At 68.7% G+C, this 22,308-nt stretch carries 21 protein-coding genes; 10 read left to right on the forward strand and 11 right to left on the reverse strand.

Annotated features, from left to right (window positions below):
* Positions 1-64: 64 nt before the first annotated feature.
* From ABZS29_RS28765 to ABZS29_RS28790, 6 genes are read left to right on the forward strand one after another with little or no spacing between them, the layout of a single operon-like run.
* Positions 65-1,363: an SWIM zinc finger family protein gene (locus tag ABZS29_RS28765; RefSeq protein ID WP_355466403.1), complete on the forward strand. Its 1,299-nt coding sequence runs from the start codon at positions 65-67 to the stop codon at positions 1,361-1,363.
* Positions 1,360-2,805 carry a DUF5691 domain-containing protein gene (locus ABZS29_RS28770; protein ID WP_355466405.1) on the forward strand — a complete coding sequence of 482 codons (1,446 nt, stop codon included), beginning with the start codon at positions 1,360-1,362 and terminating at the stop codon, positions 2,803-2,805. Before ABZS29_RS28765 ends, ABZS29_RS28770 begins: the two co-directional genes overlap by 4 nt.
* Positions 2,802-3,881: an AAA family ATPase gene (locus ABZS29_RS28775; RefSeq protein WP_355466407.1), complete on the forward strand. Its 1,080-nt coding sequence runs from the start codon at positions 2,802-2,804 to the stop codon at positions 3,879-3,881. The genes ABZS29_RS28770 and ABZS29_RS28775 overlap by 4 nt, the downstream gene beginning before the upstream one ends.
* Positions 3,878-6,055: a DUF5682 family protein gene (locus tag ABZS29_RS28780; RefSeq protein WP_355466409.1), complete on the forward strand. Its 2,178-nt coding sequence runs from the start codon at positions 3,878-3,880 to the stop codon at positions 6,053-6,055. The genes ABZS29_RS28775 and ABZS29_RS28780 overlap by 4 nt, the downstream gene beginning before the upstream one ends.
* Positions 6,055-7,200, forward strand: coding sequence for a VWA domain-containing protein (locus tag ABZS29_RS28785; RefSeq protein ID WP_355466411.1), 1,146 nt, complete (start codon positions 6,055-6,057; stop codon positions 7,198-7,200). Before ABZS29_RS28780 ends, ABZS29_RS28785 begins: the two co-directional genes overlap by 1 nt.
* A gap of 12 nt (positions 7,201-7,212) precedes the next feature.
* The gene (locus ABZS29_RS28790; protein WP_355466413.1) at positions 7,213-7,497 is read left to right on the forward strand and encodes an antibiotic biosynthesis monooxygenase; all 285 of its coding nucleotides are present in this window, start codon (positions 7,213-7,215) and stop codon (positions 7,495-7,497) included.
* A 36-nt stretch (positions 7,498-7,533) separates the two neighbouring features.
* Here the strand turns inward: ABZS29_RS28790 and ABZS29_RS28795 are convergent, their stop codons facing one another.
* From ABZS29_RS28795 to ABZS29_RS28805, 3 genes are read right to left on the reverse strand one after another with little or no spacing between them, the layout of a single operon-like run.
* Complete coding sequence (locus ABZS29_RS28795; protein ID WP_355466415.1) at positions 7,534-8,283, reverse strand: polysaccharide lyase family 7 protein; 750 nt, start codon at positions 8,281-8,283, stop codon at positions 7,534-7,536.
* A gap of 30 nt (positions 8,284-8,313) precedes the next feature.
* Entirely contained in the window at positions 8,314-9,300 is a 987-nt protein-coding gene (locus ABZS29_RS28800; RefSeq protein ID WP_355466417.1) for a D-2-hydroxyacid dehydrogenase, read from the reverse strand.
* Positions 9,297-10,388: a hypothetical protein gene (locus ABZS29_RS28805; RefSeq protein ID WP_355466419.1), complete on the reverse strand. Its 1,092-nt coding sequence runs from the start codon at positions 10,386-10,388 to the stop codon at positions 9,297-9,299. The genes ABZS29_RS28800 and ABZS29_RS28805 overlap by 4 nt, the downstream gene beginning before the upstream one ends.
* Positions 10,389-10,548: 160 nt before the next feature.
* Between ABZS29_RS28805 and ABZS29_RS28810 the strand changes: the two genes are divergently transcribed.
* Positions 10,549-11,565, forward strand: a complete 1,017-nt coding sequence (locus ABZS29_RS28810) for a LacI family DNA-binding transcriptional regulator (protein WP_355466421.1) — start codon at positions 10,549-10,551, stop codon at positions 11,563-11,565.
* A 544-nt stretch (positions 11,566-12,109) separates the two neighbouring features.
* On the opposite strand, the gene ABZS29_RS28815 is transcribed toward ABZS29_RS28810, so the two are convergent.
* The 4 genes from ABZS29_RS28815 to ABZS29_RS28830 form a co-directional block, all read right to left on the reverse strand.
* Positions 12,110-12,454: a YciI family protein gene (locus ABZS29_RS28815; protein WP_355466423.1), complete on the reverse strand. Its 345-nt coding sequence runs from the start codon at positions 12,452-12,454 to the stop codon at positions 12,110-12,112.
* Between the two features lie 9 nt (positions 12,455-12,463).
* The gene (locus ABZS29_RS28820; RefSeq protein WP_355466425.1) at positions 12,464-13,414 is read right to left on the reverse strand and encodes an aldo/keto reductase; all 951 of its coding nucleotides are present in this window, start codon (positions 13,412-13,414) and stop codon (positions 12,464-12,466) included.
* An 84-nt stretch (positions 13,415-13,498) separates the two neighbouring features.
* Complete coding sequence (locus ABZS29_RS28825; RefSeq protein WP_355466628.1) at positions 13,499-14,659, reverse strand: hypothetical protein; 1,161 nt, start codon at positions 14,657-14,659, stop codon at positions 13,499-13,501.
* Positions 14,643-15,695: a glycosyltransferase gene (locus ABZS29_RS28830; protein WP_355466427.1), complete on the reverse strand. Its 1,053-nt coding sequence runs from the start codon at positions 15,693-15,695 to the stop codon at positions 14,643-14,645. The genes ABZS29_RS28825 and ABZS29_RS28830 overlap by 17 nt, the downstream gene beginning before the upstream one ends.
* 87 nt (positions 15,696-15,782) lie before the next feature.
* On the opposite strand from ABZS29_RS28830, the gene ABZS29_RS28835 reads away from it, so the two are divergent.
* The 3 genes from ABZS29_RS28835 to aceB are packed head-to-tail and all read left to right on the forward strand — an operon-like array spanning position 15,783 to position 18,762.
* On the forward strand, positions 15,783-16,337 hold the full coding sequence (locus tag ABZS29_RS28835) for a TetR/AcrR family transcriptional regulator (RefSeq protein ID WP_355466428.1): 555 nt from the start codon (positions 15,783-15,785) through the stop codon (positions 16,335-16,337).
* Positions 16,334-17,191, forward strand: a complete 858-nt coding sequence (locus ABZS29_RS28840) for an LLM class F420-dependent oxidoreductase (protein WP_355466430.1) — start codon at positions 16,334-16,336, stop codon at positions 17,189-17,191. The genes ABZS29_RS28835 and ABZS29_RS28840 overlap by 4 nt, the downstream gene beginning before the upstream one ends.
* A gap of 5 nt (positions 17,192-17,196) precedes the next feature.
* Complete coding sequence (gene aceB / locus ABZS29_RS28845) at positions 17,197-18,762, forward strand: malate synthase A (RefSeq protein ID WP_355466432.1); 1,566 nt, start codon at positions 17,197-17,199, stop codon at positions 18,760-18,762.
* Here the strand turns inward: aceB and ABZS29_RS28850 are convergent.
* The 4 genes from ABZS29_RS28850 to ABZS29_RS28865 all read right to left on the reverse strand — a co-directional run bounded on the left by ABZS29_RS28850 (position 18,744) and on the right by ABZS29_RS28865 (position 22,253).
* On the reverse strand, positions 18,744-19,118 hold the full coding sequence (locus tag ABZS29_RS28850) for a cupin domain-containing protein (protein WP_355466434.1): 375 nt from the start codon (positions 19,116-19,118) through the stop codon (positions 18,744-18,746). The two genes, aceB and ABZS29_RS28850, sit on opposite strands and share 19 nt — an antisense overlap.
* 10 nt (positions 19,119-19,128) lie before the next feature.
* Positions 19,129-19,782 carry a Rid family hydrolase gene (locus ABZS29_RS28855; protein ID WP_355466436.1) on the reverse strand — a complete coding sequence of 218 codons (654 nt, stop codon included), beginning with the start codon at positions 19,780-19,782 and terminating at the stop codon, positions 19,129-19,131.
* Entirely contained in the window at positions 19,779-21,362 is a 1,584-nt protein-coding gene (locus tag ABZS29_RS28860) for a flavin monoamine oxidase family protein (protein ID WP_355466438.1), read from the reverse strand. The genes ABZS29_RS28855 and ABZS29_RS28860 overlap by 4 nt, the downstream gene beginning before the upstream one ends.
* Before the next feature lie 114 nt (positions 21,363-21,476).
* Positions 21,477-22,253 carry a serine protease gene (locus ABZS29_RS28865; RefSeq protein ID WP_355466440.1) on the reverse strand — a complete coding sequence of 259 codons (777 nt, stop codon included), beginning with the start codon at positions 22,251-22,253 and terminating at the stop codon, positions 21,477-21,479.
* Between the last annotated feature and the right edge of the window lie 55 nt (positions 22,254-22,308).

Genomic DNA, 22,308 nt, shown 5'->3' on the forward strand with positions numbered 1-22,308 from the left:
GGGGGGCGTTTCGTGGTTGGTGGGTGCTCAAGGTGATGTCGGTGTGAGGTGATGGAATGGCGGGGTGGAGACGTGGGATGCGGAGCGAGTGCTTGCGCTGGCATCGGACGCTGCGTCTGCGAAGGCCGGGCAGGGGCAGGCCAAGGCGGGGAAGTGGACGGAGAGCGGGGCTTCCGAGCGGGCGGTGTGGGGGCTCTGCCAGGGGAGCGGGAAGCAGCCGTATCAGACTGCGGTGGATCTGAGCGGTCCGGCGTACAAGTGCTCTTGTCCGAGCCGGAAGTTTCCGTGCAAGCATGCGCTCGGATTGCTGCTTTTGTGGGCCGGCGGGGAGATTCGGCCGGGCGACGAGCCGGGTTGGGTCGGGACGTGGCTCGGGCAGCGGGAGGCTCGGGCCGAGCGGCCGGAGCGGAAGCCGGGCGAGGTTGCGGATCCGCTGGCCGCGCAGGAGCGGGCGTCGCGGCGGGCCGACCGGGTGTCGGCCGGGATGGCCGAGCTGGCGAGCTGGCTGGATGACCAGGTGCGGCAGGGGCTGGGTGGGTTCGACCAGCGCGCCTACACCGAGCTGAGTCGACTGGCTGCCCGCATGGTCGACGCGCAGGCGCCTGGCGTCGCCGGAGCAGTACGGCGTGCTGCCGCGGTCGTCGGGCGTGGACACGGCTGGCCGGGCGAGCTGCTCGAGGAACTGTCACTCATCCACCTGATCGTCGCCGCGCACGGACGATTGGCCGAGCTGCCGCCAGCACTCGCGGACACCGTGCAGTCACGCATCGGCTGGACCGTCGAGACCGCACGCGTCCTGGCTGAGGGCGAGAAGGTGGAGGACGACTGGCTGGTCCTCGGTCGCGTCATCGAACCCGACGACCGACTCACCGTCCGCCGCGTGTGGTTGCGTGGGGCAACAACTGGTCGGCTCGGTCTGATCCTCAACTTCGCCGCAGCCGGTCGTTCCCTTGATCCGTTGCCCGCTCGACCGGGCGAATACGTTCCAGGCGTCCTGTCCTTCTATCCAGGAGCACTGCCGATGCGCGCACTGCTCACCCAGTCCGCACCCCGCCTCCCCGCACCGCGCCCCTCCGGCTCGACCGCCCACCAGGCACTGGCGTCGTACGTCGAATCCGTCGCCGCCGACCCGTGGAACGAGCGCTGGCCGCTGGTCCTCCAAGACGTCCGCCCAGCCCGGTACGGCGAAGGCTGGGCTCTCGTCGATGCGAACGGCGACGCCCTGGAACTCCTGCCGGGTCTGGACGCGTGGAAGCTCCTGGCCATCTCGGCCGGCGACCCGATCACCGTTACCGGCGAGTGGAACCGCGCCGGCTTCCGCCCGATGACGTGCTGGCACGCGGATCGCCCGGTGATCCTATGAAGGGCTGGGACGGGTTGGTGAGCTCGGCGTTGCTCGGGACCGAGCGACGGCCGGCGCACTTCGAGGAGTTGCCCGAGGCGATCCAGGAACGCCTCGGCGATGGCGGCTTGTTGGATGCGGCGGCGTTGGCGACGCTTTACCGGCGGGCCGGGCGGAAGCCGCTGCGTGCCGTGGTCGGGCCGACTCCGGAGGAGAAGGCGAGCCGTTCCTCGGTGCAACTGCTGCCGTCCGCGCCTGGCGACGACCGGCCGCTACCGAGGCCGGTCGCGATCCGGCGCCTCGCGGCGATGCTCGGTGGATTCCAGACCACAGCTCTCGGTGAGTGGTTGCGGGCCGCGGACGAGCGAGGCTGGGGTGTTCCTCCGGAGTACCTGCCGGCCCTGGCCGACCACGCGCGCAATCGTGCGGAGTACCGACCGCTGGTGATTGCGGCCGCCGGACGTCGGGCACACTGGCTGGCGGATCTCAACCCCGACTGGCGGTACCTGCACGCGGCAGTTGCTGATAGCAACGATCCTGAGCTGTGGACCCACGGCGATCCACTGCAACGCCGCAGCTGGTTGCGCGACTTCCGGCGTACCGACCCAGCGGCGGCTTTGGAAGCGCTAAGGGAAGTGTGGCCGACCGAATCCGCCACGACTCGTGCGGACTTCCTTGGCTTGCTCGCCGATGGGTTGTCGATGGCCGACGAGGAGTTCCTGGAGACGGCTCTCGACGACCGGTCCCGAGAGGTACGGCGAGTCGCCGCCGGACTGCTGACCCGGTTGCCAGGCAGCCGCCTGAGCGAGCGTATGACCGAACGCCTGCACGCCCATCTCCTGGTCAGCCAAGGCGTTCTCACGGTCGACCTTCCCCGCCAGCTCAACGCGTCGATGGAGCGCGACGGCCTCGATTCGCAACTCACCGAAGGCATCGGCAAGCGTGCCAACTGGTTCCGCCAGATCGTTGCCGCCACACCCCTGTCGGCGATGGACCTTGCCTGGCTGCGGTTGCCGGTCGAAGGCTGCGCGACCGAGGTGCTGCAATCCGGCTGGACCGAGGCCGCCATCCGTGAAGCCTCGGCCGAGTGGGCGCGCGAGCTGCTCAAAGCCAACGCCAGCACCGGCACCCGCAGCCCCGCCGAGCTCCTCAAACTGCTTCCCCCCGACGAATGGGCGCCGGCCGTCGAGGCACTCCGCAAGACCGTCGACATCACCGAACTGGTCGGCGGCCTCCCCGTCCCTTGGCCGGCCTCGCTCGCGACCATGCTGCTCGACCAGCTGGCCAAGGTCGGCACCGCCCGCGACTGGGCCCGGCTGGCCAGCGTCACCGCCCGCGCCGCGCCTCCCGACGTACTGGACCATCCGATCACCCGCGAACCGACCGGCGAAGAAGACACCTGGCGCCGACGACTCGTCGAAACCCTGACCTTCCGCCGCGAGCTATACGAGGAGCTTTCATGACCGAAGTACTGCGGCCGCACGCCGAGACCGAGTACGCGGGAGAGCTGGCCGCGCTGGCGGCGGCGGATGACCGGGCGCGGCCGCCGGCGTGGTTGATGTCGCCGGCGGCGGTGGTCACGTATCTGCTGGGCGGACGTGTCGGCGACGTCGAGATCACCCCCAAGTACGTCGGGCCGCGGCGGCTGATCGAGGTCGCCGTGGCGACCCTGGCGACGGATCGAGCGCTGCTGCTGCTCGGCGTGCCTGGTACGGCGAAGACGTGGGTGAGTGAGCATCTCGCCGCAGCGATCAGCGGGGACTCGACGCTGCTCGTGCAGGGGACCGCCGGGACGGCCGAAGAGGCGATCCGGTACGGGTGGAACTACGCGCAGTTGATTGCCCAGGGCCCCAGTGAGGCGGCGTTGGTGCCGAGTCCGGTGCAGCGGGCGATGGCCGAGGCGAAGATCGCCCGGATCGAAGAGCTGACCCGGATGCCGTCCGACGTGCAGGACGCCTTGATCACGATCCTGTCCGAGAAGACGCTGCCGATCCCCGAGCTGGCGACGGAAGCTCAAGCCCGTAAGGGTTTCAACGTCATCGCGACGGCGAACGACCGGGACAAGGGCATCAACGAGCTCTCGTCCGCGCTGCGCCGCCGGTTCAACACCGTCGTACTGCCGTTGCCGGACAACGTCGAGGACGAGGTCGAGATCGTGTCCCGCCGGGTCGCGCAGCTTGGCTCGGCGCTCGAGCTGCCGCAGGCCGATGATGCCCTCGACGAGATCCGCCGCGTGGTGACCATCTTCCGCGAGCTGCGTTCGGGGCGCACCGAAGACGGCCGTACGGCGGTCAAGTCGCCGTCCGGCACGCTGTCGACGGCGGAGGCGATCAGCGTGGTCACGGGCGGTCTCGCACTGGCCGCGCACTTCGGGGACGGCGTACTGCGGCCGACCGATGTGGCCGGTGGCATCCTCGGTGCTGTGGTGAAGGACCCGTCGGCGGATCGTGTCGTCTGGTCGGAGTACCTGGAGACCGTGGTTCGCGAGCGGGACGACTGGGCGCCGTTCTATCGGGCGGCGCGAGAGATCTCCGGATGACCGTTCACCTGCTCGGGATCCGGCATCACGGCCCGGGGTCGGCGCGGGCGGTGGCGACCGCACTCGCCGAGCTGCGGCCGGACATCGTGCTGATCGAGGGGCCGCCCGAGGCGGACAAGGTCGTCGAGCTGGCTGCATCGGAGGAGATGGAGCCGCCGGTCGCGTTGCTGGCTTATGCGCTGGACGATTCGACGCGGGCGGCGTTCTGGCCGTTCGCGGTCTTCAGTCCGGAGTGGCAGGCGATCAGGTACGCGCTCGCGGCCGGCGTACCGGTGCGGTTCTGTGATCTGCCGGCTGCGCATCAGTTCGCGTCGTCCGGTCGCGAGGGGCGGCGGGGCGTGTCGATGGATCCGTTGGCGACGCTGGCGAACGCGGGCGGGTACGACGATCCCGAGCGCTGGTGGGACGACGTGATCGAGTCGCGACGGGACGGCGCGGAGCCGTTCACGGTGATCGCCGACGCGATGCGCGAACTGCGGCACGACGAGGAGGCTGTTGGGCGGGAGGCGCAACGCGAGGCATATATGCGGACGGTACTGCGGAAGGCTCTCCGTGAGGGCTTCGAGCGGATCGCGGTCGTGTGTGGTGCTTGGCATGTGCCTGCTTTGGAAGCTCCGTTGCCACCGGCAACACATGATGCCCGGATTCTTAAGGGCTTGCCGAAGCGGAAGGTCGCGTGCACTTGGGTCCCGTGGACGCACGGCCGGCTCGCGGCTGCTAGCGGTTACGGCGCCGGCATCACCTCGCCGGGCTGGTATCACCACTTGTTTACCGCGCCGGACCAGATCACCACGCGTTGGCTGACCAAGGTGGCGCAGGTGTTGCGGGCCGAGGACCTGCCGGTCTCCAGTGCGCACGTGATCGAGGCCGTTCGGCTCGCTGACACCTTGGCTGCCTTGCGCGAACGGCCGCTGGCCGGGCTGAGCGAGGTGACCGAAGCAACGAGAGCAGTGCTCTGCAATGGGAACGACGTTCTCCTCGACCTCGTCACCCGGGAGGCGGTCGTCGGCGAGCTGCTCGGCTCGGTGCCGGGCGAGACACCGCAGGCGCCGGTTGCGGCCGACCTCGCGGCACAGGCCCGACGATTGCGCCTGCGCCGGGATGCGACCGAGCGGGTGATCGAGCTCGACCTGCGCAAGGCGAACGACCTGCAGAAGTCCCGGCTCCTGCACCAGTTGCGGATTCTCGGTGTTCATTGGGGTGTGCCAGTGGCTGACGAGCGCCGCGCGCAAGGCACGTTCCGCGAGATGTGGAAGCTGACCTGGGATCCCGGTCTCGAGGTCGAGCTCGTCGCCGCCGGCGCGCACGGTACGACGGTCGTCGGCGCCGCGACCACCGTCATGCTCAAGGTCGCGGCCGACTCGTCGACGCTCGCAGAAATCACTGCTGCGCTGGAGAAATCGCTCCTCGCCGACCTGGCTGACGCCCTGCCCGACCTGCTGCAGGGCGTCGACACCCGAGCAGCTGTCGATGCGGATGTCGGTCACCTGATGGAGGCCTTGCCCGCGTTGGCCCGGTCTTCGCGGTACGGCGATGTTCGCGGGACCGACACGGCCGGGCTCGGGACGGTCGCGAGCCGGATGGTGTCGCGGATCTGCGCGGGCCTCGGCCGCACTGTTCACGGACTCGACCCGGAGGCGGCGACCGCCGTACAGGAGTTGATCGACGGCGTACAGGATGCGACGGCGTTGCTGGCCGAAGACGTTCGGGCCGAGTGGTTGCGCACTTTGGAGAGTCTGAGCGACCGGCCGTCGGTGCCGCCGTTGATCCGCGGGCGGTTGACGCGGTTGATGCTCGACACCTCGCGGCTGCCCGATCACGAGATCGCGCTCCGGCTGGGTCGCGCGCTGTCGCCCGGTACGCCGACTGCCGACGCGGCCGGGTTCGTCGAGGGCTTCCTCGCCGGGGGTGGTCTGCTGCTCGTGCACGACGAACGCTTGCTGGGGTTGGTCGATGCCTGGCTGGGTGCGATCCCGGATGATGCTTTCGTCGAAGTTTTGCCGTTGCTGCGCAGGACTTTCGGGACTTTTGCCGCTCCGGAGCGACGGACGATCGGTGCTCGAGCGAAGGTGCTCGCCGATCCGGGGAGTGTGGTCGTTGCCGATGACGACGACCTTGACGCCGAGCTGGCCGCCTCCGTGCTGCCGGTGGTCGCACAATTGCTGGGGGTCTGATGGACGAGCGACTCCGCCGCTGGCGACTCGTGCTCGGCAACGAGGCCGACCCCGAGACCGGTACGACGCTGTCCTCCACCGACCAGTCGATCGACAAGGCGCTGGCCGCCCTGTACGACGCTGTGCCCGGCGAGCATGGTGGTCAGCGAGCGGCTGGCCTGGGCTCGTCGGCGCCGCGGGTGGCGCGCTGGCTGGGCGACATCCGGCAGTACTTCCCGAGCACGGTGGTCCAGGTCATGCAGCGCGATGCGGTCGACCGCCTCGGCATCACCCGGATGCTGATGGAGCCCGAGCTGCTGAGTGCCGTCGAGCCGGACGTGCACCTGGTCAGCACGCTGATGGCGCTCAACGAAGTGATGCCGGAGGAGACCAAGCAGACCGCGCGTGAGGTGGTCGGTCGCGTGGTCGCCGAGCTGGAGGCGCGGCTCGCCGAGCGCACCCGGGCAGCGGTGACCGGTGCCCTTGATCGGGCCGGGCGTACCGGTCGGCCACGGCACTCGGATATCGACTGGGATCGGACGATCCGGGCCAACCTCAAACACTTCTCACCCGCGTTGGGGACCATCGTTCCGGAGCGGCTGGTCGGGTACGCACGCCGGAATCACAGTGTGCAGCGGGACGTCGTACTGGCTATTGATCAATCGGGGTCGATGGCGGAGTCGGTCGTGTACGCCGCGTTGTTCGGGGCGGTGCTGGGGTCGATCCGGACGCTGAAGACGAGCCTGGTGGTCTTCGACACCGCGGTCGTGGATCTGACCGATCAGCTGGACGATCCGGTCGACGTACTGTTCGGGACGCAGCTCGGCGGGGGCACGGACATCAACCGCGCGCTGGCGTACTGCGAGCAGTTGGTCACCAAACCCGCGGAGACCGTCCTCGTGCTGATCTCGGATCTCTACGAAGGTGGAGTGCGGGAGGAATTGTTGCGGCGTGCCCGTGGTTTGGTCGAAGCGGGAGTGCAGGTGATCGCGCTGTTGGCACTGTCCGATTCCGGTACGCCGTCGTACGACGCCGAGAACGCCGCCGCGTTGGTGGAGCTCGGCGTACCGACTTTTGCCTGTACGCCCGACCGCTTTCCCGACCTGATGGCTGCCGCGATCCGTCGCGACGACATCGCCGGCTGGGCCTCGACCAACCTGTCCTGAAAGGATCTGCTGATGACGACCGTCGAACTGACCCGCTTCCGGGTGCTGCCCGAGAAGACCGAGGAGCTGCTGGCGGCCCGGGCCGAGATGCTCGCCGACTTCGCCGCCGACCGGGCGGGTTTCCGCAACGCCCGGCTCGTGCAGCTGCCCGACAACGAGTGGCTCGACATCGTCGAGTGGGAGACCGCGGAGGACTTCGCGGCCTCGCGTGAGAAGGGCGGCAACCTGCCTGGGGTCGCGCGGTTCTTCGCTGCTATCGACTCACTGGTGGTCGCCGAAGAGGGCACGCTGGCCTGACGGTTTGGGGCCCCTCGCTCGGGGCCCCAGCGCGCGTCAGCTGTGCGTGACGGTGACGTTGTAGATAACGGTCTCGCCGTAGTTGCTGGTGTCGCAGGGTGACGAGTTCGTGCAGTTGGCCTGGGTGTAGACGCCGGCCTTGAAGTTCCCGCCGGTGAACGACTTCGGGATCGTTGCCTGCAGCACGTTGTTGTAGTAGGCCTTGATCGAGCCGTTGCTGACCACGAACTTGGCCTGGAACCGCTTGCCCAGTGTGTAGTTTCCGTCGACAAGCTTGTAGTGCGTGTCGTTCTCGTTGGTCACGTACAGGCTGGATCCGTCCAGCCGGAATGTCGCCATGTCGTTGCCGTTGTGGATCTGACCGGCGACGACCTGCGGCTTGGTGTTCGGGCGGTGCGTGATCGCCTGGTCGATCACCATCGTGTGCGTGCCGGAGGTCGACGACCACGAGGCGCCCGACGAGCCGCGCATCTCGCGTAGCTCGGAGCGGGCGTAGCTGGTGTTCGGCGTCGTGACGCCGTTGACCGCGTTGCGGAACCGGACGCCGCCGCAGTTCGGCAGGTCGACGAACCACGGACGCCGCTCGTAGTTGTCGAGCGTCGGCTGGGTGATCTCCAGCACCTGGGTACCGGACTGGTTCGGGTCGTCGACGGGGAGTTGCAGCTTCCAGTTGGTCAGGTTCAGCACGTCACCAGGCGTGGAACAGCCAGTGGTAGCAGCGGTCGCGATCGGTGCGGTGGTTGACGCAGCGAGCAGGGCGGTGGCGAGAAGTGCTCGGACGAACATGCTGTTCTCCTTCGGGGCGGTGGACAATCATCAGAACCGCTGGGCTTTGTCGACCTGATTGATCAACGGGTCCCCAGCGAGGAACCGACGGGTGTTCTCCAGCAGTACGGCGAATCGTCGTTCGTTCGCATGCGGGCCGGCGCCGGCCACATGCGGCGTGATCAGTACGTCGGGCCTGGTCCACAGCGGGTGTGTCGGTGGCAGCGGCTCGGTCTCGAACACATCGAGCGCGATCCCGCCAAGCCGGCTCTGGGCGAGGTCATCGAGGCGCACGGTCGGGCCACGTCCGACGTTCACGAACAGTGCGGTCGGCTTGAAGTGCTTCAGTCGCTGGGCGTCGATCATCCCCTCGGTGGCCGGCGTGTGCGGCACCGTGAGCACGACGATGTCCGCGGTCGGCAGTAGCTCGTCCAGCTCGCCGACGGGATGCACCGCCACGAATCCCTTGGGTGCTTGGGTGATCCGCGCATCAACCCCCGTGACTGTCACCCCGAGCTCGCTCAACAGCCGCCCAACCTCCGCGCCCACCGCGCCCGCGCCGACGACAAGCGCCGACGCCTCCCCAAGCGCCAGTACCGCGCTCGGATCCCAGTCCGGCGCCCACCGAGCTTTTTCCTGGTCGCGCACATACCGCGGCAACCCCCGAGCCATCGCCAACACCAACGCGAGAGTGTGCGCCGCCACGTGATCGGTGTACGTGTCCCGCATGTTCGTCACCACCACGGGATGCTCAACCAGCTCCGGGTAGTAGAACTCAGGCGCCGGCCCAGCCTGCGGCGCCTGCAACCACCGCAACCGCGTCGCCCCCCGCAACAACTCCACCGGCAACACCCCGTACGCCGCGTCCGCCCGCCCCATCACCTCAGCCGCCTCAACCTCACTAGCCGGCCGCAACACCTCCACCCCCGGTACGGCGGCCTCCAGCCGAGCCGGCCAGTCAGCTGTCGCCGCACCCTGCGGCGGCACCATCACCAGCACCACCCCAGCCCCATCCGCCCTGCCTTTGTCCTCTGTCATCGGGTGGCCTCGGCGATGGCTGTGCGGATGCGGTCTAGGCGGGCTTTGGAGGCTAGGCCTGCGTGGTAGTAGCGGACTCCGCCGGCGCCCGCTTCCAGTAGTTCGGTGATGCCGTCCCACTGGGTGTCGAGGGCGGTTACGTTGGCGATCAACGGGACTGTGGTTCGGGCGGCTGCTGCCTTCAGTTGGCGGGCGGCTGCGGCTGGATCGCCCCAGCACTTGAGGACGAAGGCGTCTGGTGCGACGGTGCTGAAGTCGATGCCGACGTCGGGGCCGGTCACCCAGGGGTCGTCGGTTGCCATCAGCAACACCTGGCGATCTCCGGCCAGCGACTTGCTCTCGCGGACCAGTTCGCCGATGACGGTTGCTCGGTGGTCGAGCAATGCAGGGGCCTCGACCCGCGGTGCGGGGAGGCCCTGGAGTTCCGCATCCACGGCGGTGCGGACCTCGCGGGCCAATCGGTCGGCGTCCGGGCCGAGCGCCGTACGGCAGGCTTCGCAGAAGCAGAGGGAGAGCAGGCGGCGGGCGGTGACCGAGAGCTCGGCGCCTTCGGTCTTCTCGTGGTGACTGCCGTGGTCGAAGCCGAGCCAGCCGCAGGCTTCGAGCATCAGCGCGCCGACGTCGTACTGGGCGCAGATCTCGCTCACGAGTGTGAGCGCGTAGTCGCGGACCGCCTGGTGTGACGGGCAGAGCGCGTAGGGGTAGCGCTCGCCGTACGCGTTTCGCACGGTGAGCTCCGGGTGCGCGGCGCCGAGCGCGGACGAGTGCGTCAGCACCAGCCACGCTTCCACCGACAGACCGGCGGCTGTGAGCGCGGCGGCCGCCGTACCGAAGCGGTCGGGGTTATCCACACCCCAGCTCGGCGCCAGCGGACGGAGGCCGGTCCAGCGATCGTCGCGGAGCCGGAAGTACGCCGCGGCGTACTCGGCGTGGACGACGCGGTGGGCCGGGTGCCAGGGGGTGACTCCGCGCACCGAGTGGTACGCCGCCTGCAGCGTGACGGTGTCAGCGCCGAGCCCGGCGATCCGTGCGGCCGCCTCCGGGTCGCCGACCAAGTCCCACGTGTACGCGAACACACCGTGGCTCACGGGCCTCACTCCTGTTGGTAAGCGTTTGCCGAATTCACCCAGAGTAGATCCGGCGGGTCGACAGAGGCAAGGGCCTGAGAAAGCGGTTTCATATCCACAGGTTGTGCATGACCTTGTGGATGACTGATTCTGAGGAAGGGCTTTCAGGAAGGTGAGGCGGTTGCGGGCCAACACCCGGCGGGTGACGATCACCGATGTCGGCGCGGCCGCCGGCGTCTCCCCGGCCACGGTCTCGCGGGTCCTGAACGGGACGGCGAAGGTCGACGCGGTCCTGGCCGGCCGCGTCCAGGCGGCCGTCCGCACGCTCGGCTACCGGCCCAACGCGGCGGCGCAAGGCTTGGCCAAGGGGCGCTGGGGCACGATCGGAGTCCTCGTCCCGGACCTGGCCAACCCGTACTTCCCGGAGATTCTCAAAGCGGTCAGCGCGGTCGCTCGCGCCAACGGTCACCGCGTGATGATCATGGAGTCGGAGGAGAACCCGGCCGTCGAACCCGAGCTCGTCGCCGATCTCCTCCGCAGCTGCGACGGCCTGCTGCTCTGCTCACCCCGGATGCCCCGCGACCAACTCGTCGAACTGGCCGACCGCGGGCACCCGATGGTGCTGGTCAACCGCATCGTCCCCGGCCTCGCCGTACCGTCGATCTCAGTCGACTTCTCCGGCGGTACGACGCTCATCTGCGGGCATCTCGCCCAACTCGGCCACCGCGACGTCGCCTACCTCAGCGGCCCCGAAGCCTCCTGGGCGAACGCCGAACGCATCCGCGCCCTAGAAGCAGCCGCAGCCTTCGGTCTGCGCCTGACCGTGATCCCGTGCGGAGGTACTGCCGCCGATGGGTACGCCGCGGCCGACCAGATCCGCCGTACCCCTGCGACCGCCGTGGTCACCTACAACGACCTGGTCGCCCAAGGCGCCCTCTCCCGTCTCCGCGAGCTAGGCGTCGACGTCCCCGCCGACCTCTCGGTCGTCGGCTTCGACAACCTCTCCCTCGACTGGACCGGCCAAGCCACCCTCACCACAGTCTCCATGCCCCGAGACCAGCTGGGCCGCCAAGCCGCCACCCTCCTCGAACACCTCATGACCGGCACCCCCGACACCAACCCCCACCTACTCCCCGCCGACCTCCTGGTCCACCAATCCACCGCCCCACCCCGCACCCACCCGACCCACAGCCCGTAGGCGCCGCATTCGTCCCACCGGTCACCCGACCGGCAGGACGTAGACGTGTGCGCATACCCAGCCCGCGCCTGAGTCACCCGCCCGACGCCGCTTCCCACCCGACACCTCCTGTCGTTCGGCGGAAGTGCGGGCGGACCGCCACCACTCACCAACTGCTCCCACAGAGGACGCGACAAGCGTGCTCAGGCGTGAGCGAGCGCGCGCGGTGGTGCTTGGACAGTGCCGGCGGTCCGCGGTAGATCGACGTGAGCGGAGGTCGGTGGGAGCTGGCGTGTACGTGGCGGTGGGTGGGGACCGGCGGGTGTACGCAGAGCGGTGGGAGCTGGCGTGTGTACGTGGCGGTGAGGGGACCGGCGGGTGTACGCGGAGCTCGGTGGGTGGGGGCTGGCGGGTGCGGACGCGGAGGCCGGTGGGAGCCCGCGGCCGTGAGTTGCCGACGTGTGCGGACGTGGAGGCCATCACAAGTGGCGAACCGGGAGACCGGCCAGGCGTGGAGGTGGTGGGGTGCGGCGATTGTGATGGCGTGCAGGTCCGCCGTGGACTGCTAGCCGGCGATTTCGAGGATGTCGATCTCGGTGTACGGGTCGGCTTCGGCGAAGCGGAGGGCCCAGTGGATGGCGTCTTCTTTCGAGTCGACGCGGATGATCGAGAGGCCGGCGACGAGTTCCTTCGTTTCGGCGAAGGGGCCGTCGAGGACTCGGGGCGGGCCGGGCTGGGCTACCGAGATGCGGGCGCCGTGGGCGCTGGGCATCAGGCCTTCGGCGACGAGGAGGATGCCGGCTTGGCGCATCTCCTCGAGGACCGCGTCGGCGCGGGCGAGGACCTCGGGGTCGGGCGGGTTGCCGGCTTCGAGTCCATCGTTGGTTTTGTGGAGCAGCATGAACCGCATGCGCCGACCTTAGTAGGTGGAGAGCTCTGCCCAGAAGGCTTCCGGGATGGCGTGTTCGAGCCAGCCGACGACCTCGGTGATCTCCTGCGGACTGCGTGCGCCGACCACTACAGCCGGTACGGCGGGATGCGCCAACGGGAACTGAACCGCCGCAGCAAGCAGCGGTACGTCGTACCGCCGACACAGCGACCGGAGTCGATCGATCCGGGCGAGCAGCGAAGGCGGGACCCGGGCATAACCGTTGGGCGCACCCTCAGCGGTGTCGGCGAGGACGCCGCCTTGGAAGACTCCGGCCGCAAGCACCGCGACACCCAGCTTCGAGCAGAGCGGCAACAGCTCGTCCGTGGCGGAGCGATCGAGCAGTGTGTAGCGACCGGCGAGCAGGATGCAATCAGGGCCGGCCGACCCCGTCTCGCGCAGGAACCGGGCGGCGACATCAGCGTGGTTCACCCCGAGCGAGATCGCGCGGATCGCGCCACGGCCGCGCAGTTCGTTCAGCGCGCGGAGGGCATCCGTCGAGGCGGTCAAGAAGTCGAGGTCAGGGTCGTGGATGTGCAGGATGTCGATCCGGTCGATGCCCATCCGCTCCAGACTCGCCTCGAACGAGCGGATCACCGCGCCGTACGAGTAGTCGAGTCGGGGACCGACGCCGGCTGGTGGTTCGGCCCAGATCGGCTGCAGGTCGGGGCCGCCGGGCTCGATCAGCCGGCCGACCTTGGTGGCGAGCACGAAGCGATTCCGCGGCCGGCCACGCAGCGCCAGCCCGGTCCGCTGCTCGGACAGGCCGTACCCATAGACCGGCGCGGTGTCGAATAGCCGCACCCCGAGCTCCCACGCCCGGTCGATGGTCGCGATCGCCTGCGACTCCGGTACGGCGGCGAACATGCCACCGATGGAGGCGAGCCCCAGACCCAGCTTGCTGACACGTAATCCGGTCCGGCCCAGCTCCACACTCCGCATGCGCCGACCCTAGAAGCCGCCACCGACAATCCACCTTGAGCACGGTTCAACCACTTCTACGGCCCAAACGTGGTCGAGGGGTGCTCAAAGTGGTGGGACGAGGCGGCGTACGGCACTCGGGGCGTAGTAGATGTCGGGGGTGGGGCACAGGGGGGCGGTCGTGAGCTTGCTGGGGTCGGTCAGCAGCATTGCGTGGCCGGCGGCGATCGGGCCGGCTAGGTATTCGTGGCCGGGGAGGTCGGCGACCGCGGTGCGGCAGCCTAGGGCCATGCCTTCGAAGAGGGCGGTGGTGGAGACGCCTACCTGGTACGTCGCTCGAGCGAGCAAATCGAGCGTGTTCCCTGAGGTGGAAAGCTCGACGCCGGGTGCGGGGCTGTAGTCGGCGGCGTGTTCGCTGGGGTGGAGGCGGAAGAGGACCTTCAGGTCAGGGTTGGCCTTGGCGACCGAGGAGGCGATGTGGAGGAGGTCGCCGCCGGTTGTGCCCTGGGAGAGGAAGACCGCCAGCGACGGATCCTTCGGGCCGGGCTTCGGCAGGTAGGGCGCGCCCATGACGGAGGCTTGCATGCCGGCGGGGAGGTCGGCGACCGAGGACCAATAGGAGCCGAAGGTCCACAGCTCGTCGGGCTGGTCGGCGACCGCCGGCCGGCCGGGGTAGCTGTAGCCGAGGTGGAACGGGCTGATCGCGCCGTGCTGGAGCTCGACGACGCGGATGCCGAGGTCGCGGGCCGCACCGACGATGTGTTGGTGGAAGTAGGCCACGACGACGTACACGGTCTTGATGCCATGCCGACGCAGCAACCGACGGTAGAGAGCACGCAGGCGCAAATGCTTGGGCACCTCACGCGCGAGCAGAGCACCGACCGGCACCGAAACACCGGTCAACGACTCCAAGGCGGCGCTCACACCGCGATCGTCGGCCGACCGCGCGTGAACGGCCCCGGAGGCCGACGTGAAGAAGTCGAGATTGCGGCTCCCCGGCAGCGGGACGCCGTTGATCCCCGAATCCAGGATCAGCGCGGACGGACCCAGCAACGAGCGGAGCTCGGAGGTGTAGATCTCGACACCGTCCGGTTTCCGCGGATGCGGTACGACGAGAGACGAGTACCGGCCGACGAACGGATTGCGGGTCGCGAGACCGGCCACGTGCCGCCCGACCAGACCGAGCTTGTCGCCGGTGGAACGGCGTACCGGGTGGGGAACGCCGTGGATGCCGCTGCGACGGGTCAGCTCATGGAAGACGCGCATCCGGATGATCGGCCACGGGTGCGCGCCCCGGATCTGCCAGTCGAGCAGATTCAGTTCCCGCTCCACCTGCCAGATCGCCCGGCACAGGCTCGCCACCGTCGTGTTCGGCGCCGTGCCGTTCCCGGTACTCGTCATGGTTGATCCCTACTATGCCTGCCAGGCTGCCGACACCGGAGAAGAACCGGCGGACTGCCTTCAGCAGGTGCGTCTTCCGGCCGAGCAGTAGTCCGGCCAGCGCGAAACCGATCGCCGAGACCACCCGGGCCGAAGCATAGGCCAGCACCAGGACGTAGCTGACCAGGCCGGGGCGGATCAGCAGCCTGCTGATCGTGTCCCCGCTGCCGGAGCGGAAGGCACGCCGTACCAGCCAGCTGAGCGTGGTCCGCGCGGCCGGAACCTCCTCGGCGATCACCGCCTCCTCGCACCAGACGATCCGGAAACCGGCCCGGTGCACCCGGAGGAAGAAGTGCAGGTCGCTGGAGCCGGTGTAGCGGAACGCGGGATGGAAGCCCGGCGTGACCGTGTGGTAGACCCGGCGGCTGACCAGCGTGTTGTTCGTGTACGCCTTGCGCATCTCCAGGCCGGTGCTGTGCCGGCCGGTCGAGTCGTGGACGTCGCTGTAGTGGTTCCACGGTGGAGCGCCTTCGGGAAGGTTGCCCTTCACCGGGCCGGTGACGACGTCGGCGCCGGTCCGCTCCCAGGCGTCCAGGAGGGTCGCCAGCCAGTTCGGCGGCGCCACCTCGTCGTCGTCCACGAAGATCAGCGCGTCGTCGTTCCAGCACAGTTCGACCGAGCGCTCACGGGCGAACGGGATCCCGGGCTCCGGCTCCACCACCGACTCGATCGGGTACCGATCGCCGTCGAAGGCCGCCACCACCTGGGCCGCGGTGCCGTCGGCATCGTTGTCCACCACCACGATCCGGACCGCGTAATCGGAGCCTTCCGGCAGTTCCTGGGCCTGCAAACTCGTCAACAGACCCCGCAACAGACCAGGCCGCCTAAACGTGATTACCGCAATGGCGACGCTGGTGCTCATAGTCCCCCGAGACTATCGGTCCGATCCACGCCCCGGCGATCCGACATGAACCACGCCACACGCTGTACCTGTGGGTACAGTGGTGGAGTGGAGACGGTGGAGCGGTTGATCCGCAGCACGCAGGAGTTGTTGTGGGAGCGCGGCTATGTGGGCACCAGCCCCAAGGCCATCCAGGCCGCGGCGGGTGCCGGCCAGGGCAGCATGTACCACCACTTCAGTGGGAAGTCCGAGTTGGCGAAGGCTGCGATCGAGCGTTCGGCGGCCGAGCTGCGCGCCGCGGCCGAGGAGCAGTTCAGCACCCCCGGTACGGCGAAGGAGCGGATCACCCGCTATCTCGAACGCGACCGGGAGGTGCTGCGCGGATGTCAGGTCGGCCGGCTGGCCGCGGACCCGGAGGTGATCGCGGATCCGGAACTCCGGGCGCCGGTCGACGAGACCTTGGGCTGGTTGCGCGGCCGACTGGCCGAAATCATTGCTGAGGGCAAGCGAAACGGCGAGTTCGCGGCCACCGTGGAACCGCACCGGCTGGCGGCGACGATCGTCGCGGTTCTGCAAGGCGGCTATGTGCTCGCCCGCGCGGCCGGGTCGCCCGAGCCGTTCGAGCAAGCTGTGCAAGGGCTTCTGGAGCTGATGAAGGCATGAGAATCGGAGCGGTCTTCCCGCAACTCGAAATCGGCCCGGACCCAACGGTCGTGCGCGACTGGGCACGGACGGTCGAGGATGCCGGCTACCAGCACGTCCTGGCCTACGACCACGTCCTCGGCGCCGACCCGGCGAACCGCCCCGGCTGGACCGGATACACCGACAAGTCCTTGTTCCACGAGGTTTTCGTGTTGTTCGGCTACCTGGCCGCCATCACGACCGAGCTCGAGCTCGTCACCGGTGTCCTCGTGCTCCCGCAACGCCAGACCGCGCTCGTCGCCAAGCAGGCCGCCGAGGTCGACGTACTCTCCGGCGGCCGCCTGCGGCTCGGCGTCGGCATCGGCTGGAACCAGGTCGAGTACGACGCTCTCGGCGTACCGTTCAGTCAGCGCGGCGCACGCCTGACCGAGCAGGTCGAGCTGCTCCGCAAGCTCTGGGCCGACCCCGTCATCACTCACGAGGGCAAGTTCGACCGGGTCGAGGAGGCCGGCCTCAACCCGCTCCCGGGTCGCCAGATCCCGATCTGGTTCGGCGGCGGCGCGGACGCCGTACTGCGCAGGACCGGGGAGATCGGCGACGGCTGGATGCCGCAGGGTCCGCCGGACGAGCAGATGCGGGCGCACTTGAGCACGATCCGCCAATCCGCCGAAAGGGCAGGTCGTGATCCGCGGGAGATCGGCATCGAGGCCCGGCTGTCCCTCAACGCGGTCCCCGAGCAGGACTGGCGCGCCTACGCCGACGGCTGGCGCGATCTCGGCGCCACCCACCTCTGCGTCAACACGATGAACTACGGCCTGTCCCGCCCCGAAGACCACGCCCAGCTCCTCCGCGAGGTCCTCCCGAAGCTAGTGTGAGACCCATGGCCATCGAGGTGATCGGGACCCTGCACGACCGGTACGACGAGATCCTGACCGAGCGTGCGCTCGGGCTGATCGAGCAGCTGCACCGCGAGTACGACGGTCGCCGGCAGTCGCTGCTGGACCGCCGTACCGGGCGGATCGCGGCGATCGCGGCGGGGGCGGACCTGGGATTCCTGCCGGAGACGAAGGACATCCGCGACGACCCGGAGTGGCGGGTCGCGCCGCCGGCGCCGGGGCTGGTCGACCGGCGGGTGGAGATCACCGGGCCGACCGACCGGAAGATGACGATCAACGCGCTGAACTCCGGCGCGAAGGTGTGGCTCGCCGACCAGGAGGACGCGAACACGCCGACCTGGGAGAACGTCGTCGGCGGCCAGCTCAACCTCAAGGACGCGATCACCCGGCAGATCGACTTCAGCACCGAGACCAAGTCGTACGCGCTGAAGCCCGATGAGGAGCTGGCGACCATCGTCGTCCGGCCGCGCGGCTGGCACCTCCCCGAGAAGCACATCCTGGTCGACGGTGAGCCGGTCTCCGGGTCGCTCGTCGACTTCGCGCTGTACTTCGCGGCCTGTGGACAACTGCAGCTCGACCGCGGTCAGGGCCCCTACTTCTACCTGCCGAAGATGGAGTCGCATCTCGAGGCGCGGCTGTGGAACGACGTGTTCGTCACCGCTCAGGAGGCCCTTGGGATTCCGCGCGGCACGATCCGCGCGACCTGCCTGATCGAGACCTACCCGGCGGCGTTCGAGATGGAGGAATTCCTCTACGAGCTGCGCGAGCACTCGGCCGGCCTGAACGCGGGCCGCTGGGACTACATGTTCAGCGTGATCAAGACGCATCGCGACCGGGGCGTCGAGTTCCAGCTGCCGGATCGCAACAGTGTGACGATGACCGTGCCGTTCATGCGCGCGTACACCGAGTTGCTGGTGCGCACGTGCCACAAGCGCGGCGCGCACGCGATCGGCGGGATGGCGGCGTTCATCCCGAGCAAGGACCCGGCCGTGAACGAGCAGGCCTTCGCGAAGGTCCAGGCCGACAAGACCCGCGAGGCGGGCGACGGTTTCGACGGTTCGTGGGTCGCGCACCCGGGCATGGTCGAGACCTGCCGCGCGGTCTTCGACGCCGTACTGGGGGACAAGCCCAACCAGCTCGACAAGCTCCGCGAGGATGTCAACGTCACCGCGGAGCAACTTCTCGACGTCGCCGCCACACCCGGCGAGGTGACCGAGGCCGGCCTTCGCAACAACATCAGTGTCGCCCTGCAGTATCTCGCTGCGTGGCTCGAAGGCACCGGTGCCGTCGGCATCTTCAACCTGATGGAGGACGCGGCCACCGCCGAGATCTCGCGCTCGCAGATCTGGCAGTGGCGCAAGAACGGCGTGGTCCTCGACACCGGCGAGACCGTCACCACCGAGCTCGTCGAGCGCCTCGCCGACGAGGAGATCAACGCGCTGCCCGACTCGCTGCGCTACCAGTCGGCCCGAGCTCTCTTCCTGCAGGTGGCGCTGGCCGACACCTACGTCGACTTCCTCACGATTCCGGCCTACGACCGCTTCGGCTGATCGACGTTGACGGTCGGGATCCCGCCGCCGGCGCGGGCGATGACGGCCAGCGAGGGGACCTTTGCCGGGTTGCTCTCCCGGTGGACGGTGAAGGCGGGGACGTGGACGAAGTCGCCCGCCACCGCGTCCAGGTATTCGTCGGTGCCTTCGAACTCCAGGCGGAGGACGCCGGAGACGATGTAGAGGCTGCTCTCGTTCTTGTCGTGGTGGTGCCAGCCGGAGATCGCGCCCGGCTCGGTGATGACCTGGCCCGCCCACAGGATGGGGAGCTCGAAGGCTCGCATCCGCAGCATGCCGGAGGTTGGGTCGGCCGCGACCAGGTCACCTGCCTTGAACACCCGAACTGGCTCGGTCATGACTCCAGTGTCAACGCTTCGGGTACGCCGCGTCGACCTCCACCTCCACGAGCCAGCCGCCGACCGGGAGGTTCTCGATCTCCAGGGCGAAGCGGGAGGGCCGTGATTTGTTGACCACGAACGGTTTGGCGGGTGGCGCCGTGCCCAACGGAACGGGCACGTACTGACCCGTGGTGAGGTCGGTGTTGGCGAAGTACTGCCGGTACGCGCGGTTCCAGCCGGCGAAGTCGGCGGTGGGTGCGCCCGCGGGGTTCTGCAGGAACACTCGCATCGTGTAGACGTCGGCGAAGGTGAGACCGGCTGCCTGCAGGTTCTCGCCGATCCGGCGCAGGACGTTGATGCCCTGGGCCTCGGTGATCGTGACGCCGGCCGACAGGTTCCCGCCAGGGAAGACGACAGTGTCGATGTACGACGCCTCCGATCCGGCCGGCGCTGCGGTGTTGAGGGCGGTCGGCCCGATCCCGCTGGTCTTGTAGACCGGCGTGTTCGCGCCGATCCCGACCCCGGTCGCGATCATCGGGTTGGCCTGCCCGGCGGGCAGAGCCGGTACGACGGTGCCCGGTCGCGGACGAGGATCGTGCCACCAGCCGGCCGCCGTACCGGCGCCCGCGGTGAACGAAACGAGAACCGCCGCGACTCCTACCGCCACACGTGAGCGCTTCATGAGTGCGTCACCACCCGGTGGTGTAGTGCGGTCACGGTGGCTCGGGCCGACGTCATGGCGCCGTGCTGCCAGGCGATCGCATGGGACAGATGGTCACCGGCGAAGTACACGTTGCCGGTGGGTTCGAGCAGACGGGCGTAGGTTGCATCGGTCTGCGACGGCCAGCCGACCCACGATCCTTCGGAGTACTTCGTGCCGGCCCAGTTCACCGAGAACGCCGCCTCGATCTCCTGGCCGTACACGGGTCCGTGCATCTTGGTGCCTTGGGCAACGGCTCGCTCGAGCCGGGCCGCGGGTGAAAGGGCGCCGTACGTGTTCGCGTTCGTGCCGGTGTTGTAGTAGCCGATCACCGTGCCGCGGGGACCGTGGAAACCGGTCGACGGATACCACGTGTTGCCGGTGTCGAGGCTGCTGTTGGTGATGCCGCCGTAGATGCGCAGGTCCTCTTCCCACCACCGGCGGCGGTACTCGATCCCGATCTTTCCGGCGTTGCTCGGCCGGGCGTACTTCAGGGCGTCGACGACGGGCGTCGGCAGGTTGGACGGGATCTTCGCGGCGATGTGCGGTGGCAGCGAACAGATCGCGAAGTCGGCCGTGAGGACCCGCGGCCGGGACCCGGTCGTGTAGGTGACCTGGACGCCGGTGCTGGTGTTGCGCAGTCCCAGCACCTCGGCGCCGTACTGGATCTTCTCCCGGCCGATCGCCCGCTCGAAGGCGTACGGGATCCGGTCCATCCCGCCGACCGGCTGGAACATCATCATCGCCTGGTCCCAGCCGAACTCGAACGAGAAGTAGTTCCCGACGCCGCTCGCGAAGACATCACTCAGCGCGTACGGCGATTCCGTCGTACCGGCTTCGGTCCCGGCGCCCGGCTCGACGGTGTAGCCGCGACGGCCGTCGGTCCCGGTGTACTTGAAGCCGCCGGCCTTGTCCGAGATCGAGCCGAAGCTGGTCAGGAAGCCGATCAGCGCCTGCTTGTCGGTGCTGGTCAGGTAAGAGTCGAGGGCGCCTTGATCGGTCGCCTTCGCGAGCAGTTCGGAGACGTAGCCGTAGACATCGGCCTTGGCGGTGCGGTGCCGGATCGGCTTGTTGGACAGGGCTGTCGTGCCCTCGCGGTAGAGATAGGCGTCGGCGTTCTGGTTGACGAACGGCTCGATTGCGACGCCGAGTTCGCGGCAGTAGTCGAGTGTCACGTGGTGCTGGGGGATCCGTCCCGGACCAGCGTTCATGTACTGCCCGGGCGAGAACCGCGCGCGCTGGGTCGTGCCGGTCAGGTCGGTCTCGGACGTCCCGCCGCGGACGGTCCAGTTCCGGCCGCCCGGTCGTTGCCGGGCTTCGAGCAGAGTCACCCGGTAGCCGGCCTTCAGGAGTTCGTACGCCGAGGTCAGGCCGGAGATTCCGGCCCCGAGAATCACGACGTGTTTGCGTGGCCGGCCGTTCAGATCGGCTCGCGTCGGGGCGGCGAACGCGGGGGTCTCGGCCAGTCCGGTCAGACCGAGGGCGGACATCGTCGAATAGAGCACACCGGCACCACCGGTCATGCCGACCTGTTGCAGGAACTGACGTCTGGTCTGCGCCATGCCTTCTCCTCACCGGGCAACGGGGTTGTTGACCAGAAAGGTAAGGACAAAGTGTTGTCGCGCTGTGTCCGAGCGATGACGTCCTGACGCCGGTACTGACAGGTATGTTTCGCCTTAACGAACCTGTTCCAGCAGCGTCTTGGCGACCGGTGCGATCTCCGCATAAACCCCGGGATACCGCGGTTCGGCGCAGCCCTTGCCCCAGGAGACGAGGCCGAGCAGGCGCCCGTTCAGCACGAGCGGTCCGCCGGAGTCGCCTTGGCAGGCGTCGCCGGTGCCGTCCAGGAAGCCCGCGCAGATGTTCGCGGCCGCGGTGTACCCGTTCTCGGTGTAGCCGTCGATGCCCGCGCAGGTCGCGTCCCCGAGGTCCGGTACGGCGAGCTTCTGCAGCGTGTCCTCCGGCCCGGTCCCGGAGGTATTGCCCCAGCCGTACACCGTCGGTACGACGCCGCGCCGGTCCGCCTTCGCGCTCGTCTCCAACCCCAGCACCGGTACGCCGGTCATCGGCTTCGCCAACGTCAGTACGGCGAAGTCGTTGCGGTTGTTCTCCGTGTCGTACTTCGGGTGAACCCAGACCTTGCTGACCGCGGAGAACCGCCCGACCTCGAGATCGGTCAGGGAAGCCCGCCCCTGAATCACGCCGTACGACGATGCTGCTTGGCCGGCGCAGTGTGCCGCGGTCAGCACCTTGTCCGGGGCAACGAGGACCCCGCCGCACCAGCGCTTGGACTCACGTACCGCGGCCTTGTTGGTGAGCACCACGGCCCACGGCGCCTCGGCCGCACTCGCTAGCGTCCCGCCGACCACGAGCGGCTTGATGCGCTCCGCGGCCGCGGTCCCCGTCGTACTCAGCAACAACACCGCGATCAGTGCGACAGCCCGCTTCACCATGACGGCGAATCTACTCCATGTGACGAGACGGCCACGGTAAGTGGTGACCTGATGC

The sequence above is a fragment of the Kribbella sp. NPDC005582 genome, from assembly GCF_040605415.1.
GTDB lineage: Bacteria > Actinomycetota > Actinomycetes > Propionibacteriales > Kribbellaceae > Kribbella.

Excerpts from the sequence above, each read along its gene's own strand:
- ABZS29_RS28800 (WP_355466417.1), bottom strand. The coding sequence starts at position 9,300 with ATGACAGAGGACAAAGGCAGGGCGGATGGGGCTGGGGTGGTGCTGGTG.
- ABZS29_RS28860 (WP_355466438.1), bottom strand. The coding sequence starts at position 21,362 with ATGGCGCAGACCAGACGTCAGTTCCTGCAACAGGTCGGCATGACCGGT.
- ABZS29_RS28815 (WP_355466423.1), bottom strand. The coding sequence starts at position 12,454 with ATGCGGTTCATGCTGCTCCACAAAACCAACGATGGACTCGAAGCCGGC.
- ABZS29_RS28825 (WP_355466628.1), bottom strand. The coding sequence starts at position 14,659 with ATGCGCGTCTTCCATGAGCTGACCCGTCGCAGCGGCATCCACGGCGTT.
- ABZS29_RS28830 (WP_355466427.1), bottom strand. The coding sequence starts at position 15,695 with ATGAGCACCAGCGTCGCCATTGCGGTAATCACGTTTAGGCGGCCTGGT.
- ABZS29_RS28850 (WP_355466434.1), bottom strand. The coding sequence starts at position 19,118 with ATGACCGAGCCAGTTCGGGTGTTCAAGGCAGGTGACCTGGTCGCGGCC.
- ABZS29_RS28790 (WP_355466413.1), top strand. The coding sequence starts at position 7,213 with ATGACGACCGTCGAACTGACCCGCTTCCGGGTGCTGCCCGAGAAGACC.
- aceB (WP_355466432.1), top strand. The coding sequence starts at position 17,197 with ATGGCCATCGAGGTGATCGGGACCCTGCACGACCGGTACGACGAGATC.
- ABZS29_RS28785 (WP_355466411.1), top strand. The coding sequence starts at position 6,055 with ATGGACGAGCGACTCCGCCGCTGGCGACTCGTGCTCGGCAACGAGGCC.
- ABZS29_RS28865 (WP_355466440.1), bottom strand. The coding sequence starts at position 22,253 with ATGGTGAAGCGGGCTGTCGCACTGATCGCGGTGTTGTTGCTGAGTACG.
- ABZS29_RS28770 (WP_355466405.1), top strand. The coding sequence starts at position 1,360 with ATGAAGGGCTGGGACGGGTTGGTGAGCTCGGCGTTGCTCGGGACCGAG.
- ABZS29_RS28840 (WP_355466430.1), top strand. The coding sequence starts at position 16,334 with ATGAGAATCGGAGCGGTCTTCCCGCAACTCGAAATCGGCCCGGACCCA.
- ABZS29_RS28795 (WP_355466415.1), bottom strand. The coding sequence starts at position 8,283 with ATGTTCGTCCGAGCACTTCTCGCCACCGCCCTGCTCGCTGCGTCAACC.
- ABZS29_RS28775 (WP_355466407.1), top strand. The coding sequence starts at position 2,802 with ATGACCGAAGTACTGCGGCCGCACGCCGAGACCGAGTACGCGGGAGAG.
- ABZS29_RS28820 (WP_355466425.1), bottom strand. The coding sequence starts at position 13,414 with ATGCGGAGTGTGGAGCTGGGCCGGACCGGATTACGTGTCAGCAAGCTG.
- ABZS29_RS28855 (WP_355466436.1), bottom strand. The coding sequence starts at position 19,782 with ATGAAGCGCTCACGTGTGGCGGTAGGAGTCGCGGCGGTTCTCGTTTCG.
- ABZS29_RS28780 (WP_355466409.1), top strand. The coding sequence starts at position 3,878 with ATGACCGTTCACCTGCTCGGGATCCGGCATCACGGCCCGGGGTCGGCG.